The sequence below is a fragment of the Acidisoma sp. 7E03 genome, from assembly GCF_054665075.1.
In genome coordinates, this window is sequence record NZ_BAAFHE010000041.1 from 1 (window position 1) to 2,798 (window position 2,798).

The 2,798-nt window shown below is 63.7% G+C and carries 3 protein-coding genes; all 3 read right to left on the reverse strand.

What is annotated here, in order from left to right:
- Positions 1-145 precede the first annotated feature (145 nt).
- The 3 genes from tnpC to tnpA all read right to left on the reverse strand — a co-directional run bounded on the left by tnpC (position 146) and on the right by tnpA (position 2,569).
- On the reverse strand, positions 146-1,753 hold the full coding sequence (gene tnpC / locus ACYQ6W_RS22505; protein ID WP_459678511.1) for an IS66 family transposase: 1,608 nt from the start codon (positions 1,751-1,753) through the stop codon (positions 146-148).
- A gap of 64 nt (positions 1,754-1,817) precedes the next feature.
- Entirely contained in the window at positions 1,818-2,174 is a 357-nt protein-coding gene (tnpB, locus tag ACYQ6W_RS22510; protein WP_459678514.1) for an IS66 family insertion sequence element accessory protein TnpB, read from the reverse strand.
- The gene (tnpA, locus tag ACYQ6W_RS22515; RefSeq protein ID WP_459678517.1) at positions 2,171-2,569 is read right to left on the reverse strand and encodes an IS66-like element accessory protein TnpA; all 399 of its coding nucleotides are present in this window, start codon (positions 2,567-2,569) and stop codon (positions 2,171-2,173) included. The genes tnpB and tnpA overlap by 4 nt, the downstream gene beginning before the upstream one ends.
- Positions 2,570-2,798 lie beyond the last annotated feature (229 nt).

The following is a 2,798-nucleotide window of genomic DNA, read 5'->3' on the forward strand; positions in this document are numbered from 1 at the left end:
CGTGAAGGCAGGCCACCGCTTCAGCATGTAGTTGATGGCTTTGTACAGGTCGTGGGTGCGGGGAAAGTCATCCCGCTTCTCCTCGAGATAGACGGTAAGCGGTCGTTTTCCGCCTGGGGCGTGACTTATTGACGGAGGTGGCGGGCTATGCTGCGACCTTGGCGTCAACGGCGTGCGGCTGCCAGGCCCAGGGCATCAGTTCGTCGATGCGGCTATTTGGCCAGCCCTGGACGATCTTGGTCAGCACGTCGGTGATGTAGACATGAGAGTTCACGCCCAATAGCTTGCAGGTTTCGACGATGGACGCGGTGACAGCCCAGTTCTGGGCACCGCCATCGTTGCCGGCAAAAAGGCTGTTCTTTCGGGTCAGACAGAGGGGGCGCAGAGCGCGCTCGACGGTGTTGCTGTCGATCTCCAGGCGACCGTCATCAAGGAAGCGGGTGAGACCCTTCCAATGGTCGATCGCATAGTCGATGGCCTTTTCGAGATAGGCCCCCTTCATAATCCGGGCCTTTGTATCGAGCAGCCATTGCCGGAAGCTTTCCACGAGCGGCGCGGTTCGCTCCTGACGTGCAGCCTGGCGCTCAGCCGCTGAACGCCCACGGATATCGTCCTCAACGGCGTAGAAGGCCCGGATGCGCCGGACGGCCTCTTCTGCGAGTGGCGTTGAACCGTCACTCTTCAGGAGTTTGAAGAACTCGCGGCGAGCATGGCTCCAGCAATGAGCGAGCCTCAGTTCGGGCCGCTCTTTGGCCAGCGTCTTGTAGACGGAATACCCGTCGCATTGCGCGACACCGGCAAAACCCTCCAAAGCGCGCCCGCCATGAAGAGCGGCGCGGCCCGGGCCGTAGGCAAAGACCACCATCGGCGGGTCCTGGCTGCCATAGGACCTGCCATCCCGGGCGATAGCCCAGAAATAGCTGACCTTGGTGCGGCCGCGGCCAGGATCGAGGACGCGCACCTCGGTCTCGTCGATAAAGAGATGCGAACCGCCAAGCAGGATCTCGCGCATCCGCCGCCAGATCGGCACGAGTTCCCCCGCACCTCGTCCGGCCCAGCCGGTGACCACGTTGCGGTTGATGCGAATGCCCTGCCGCGCCATGGCCTGCACCTGCCTGTAGATCGGCACATGATCCGCGTGCTTGGCGACCAGAACCTGCGCCACCAAAGCTTCACTCGGCAGGCCGCCTTCCACCACATGAGCGGGTGCCGGGGCCTGGACGATCTGGCCGTCACAGGATCGGCATGCGTATTTCGGCCGCACGGTGCGGCGGATCAGGTATTGCACCGGCACGATGTCCAGGCGATCGGCACTCGTCTCCCCGATCCGGTGAAGCGCCCCGTGGCAGCAGGGGCATTCCAGGCTCTCGGGTTCCAGCACCTCCTCCACGACCGGCAGATGGGCAGGCAGTGCGGCCCGGGCGTCATGAGGATCGCGCTGACGTCGGGGCTTGCCACCAATCAGCGCCTGCTTCTCGTCTTCCAGCCGTTCGATCTGGGCTTCCAGCGCGGCCTGGGTAAGGTCGATATCCTCGAACCCCAGAGCCAGCTGATCGGCAGGCAGTTTCTCGGACCGTTTGCCAAATTTCAGCGCGCGCAACTCGTCATTGGTCTTCTTCAACTGGCCGATCAGCGTCTCAAGGCTCGCGACAAGGTTTTCGAGCCGTCGGACTTTGTCGCGCAGGCCGTCAACCGTCTCTGCGTCGGGAGGCGCGGTGGCTGGCTCAGAACGGGCTGGATCGGCGTGGCTCATCCTGCCGATTTTGTACCATGCCCAGCCAGACAGACGAAGAAGAACCCATGCTGGACAAAGGGTTTTATCGTACCGCGGTCGGTGCCGCGGCCGGGTCCTGAGGGTATACCCGTCTCCACTCGAGGCCTTCGAAGAGGGCGGCGCCCTGGGCTGCCGAGAGGCGCATGCAGCCGTCCACGATGGGTGGCCACCGGAAGGCCGTGCCCGTCAGCGACTTCCACACCATCACCAGTCCGGTCTGATCCCAGGCGATGATCTTGACCCTGTCCGCCCGGCGGGACCGGAAGATCACGATCACCCCCGCGAAGGGATCTTCCTTCAGCACCTCCCTCGCCAGTGCGGCCAGGCTCTCGCCGCCACGGCGGAAATCCACAGGTTTGGCCGCCACCACGATCCTGGCGCCCGTCGGGAAGCTGATCATGCCGCGATGCCCCGCAGCGCCTGCACGACTTTCGTCAGAAGGCCCAGATCCGTCCGGTCCGTGACGCGGATCGTCACCCGCCCGATCAGCAGTTCCAGCTCGTCTCTGACCTGCGGAGCGGCCGGGGCCTGCTCCTCAAGCCCAATCTCCACCTCCGCGAAGGGCATCTCATCCGCCACCGGCACGGCAAGCTCACCCCGTCGCGCCTGCCGGCGCCATTCGAAAAGCTGCTGCGGGGTCACATCGTGACGTCGGGCAACTTCTGACGTCGTCCGGCCTTGCTCAAAGCTCTCCGCGACAATCCGCCCCTTATCGACCTCGCTCCACCGGCGCCGCCGATTGGAGCAAACCTCGCCACGGGGCAACACCACCATCGGGCTTTTATCGTTAAACATAAAATTACCTACAAACGCTGTCGCACAGCTTCCGTTGTCATATCTCCCCTGCAGGTGTCGCTAGGCGCATAAAAACGACCGCTTACTTCTGTTCCGCCGCCGATGCCTGGGCGCGGGCTGCCGTCAGCGCCTGTGTCAGCGCCGCGACATCGTCCGGACCGTCCTCGGGCTCAGCATTCATGGACCCGATGGAAGCATACTTCCGGGTGCCTGTGTACCCCGAACCCAA

Excerpts from the sequence above, each read along its gene's own strand:
- tnpC (WP_459678511.1), bottom strand. The coding sequence starts at position 1,753 with ATGAGCCACGCCGATCCAGCCCGTTCTGAGCCAGCCACCGCGCCTCCC.
- tnpB (WP_459678514.1), bottom strand. The coding sequence starts at position 2,174 with ATGATCAGCTTCCCGACGGGCGCCAGGATCGTGGTGGCGGCCAAACCT.
- tnpA (WP_459678517.1), bottom strand. The coding sequence starts at position 2,569 with ATGTTTAACGATAAAAGCCCGATGGTGGTGTTGCCCCGTGGCGAGGTT.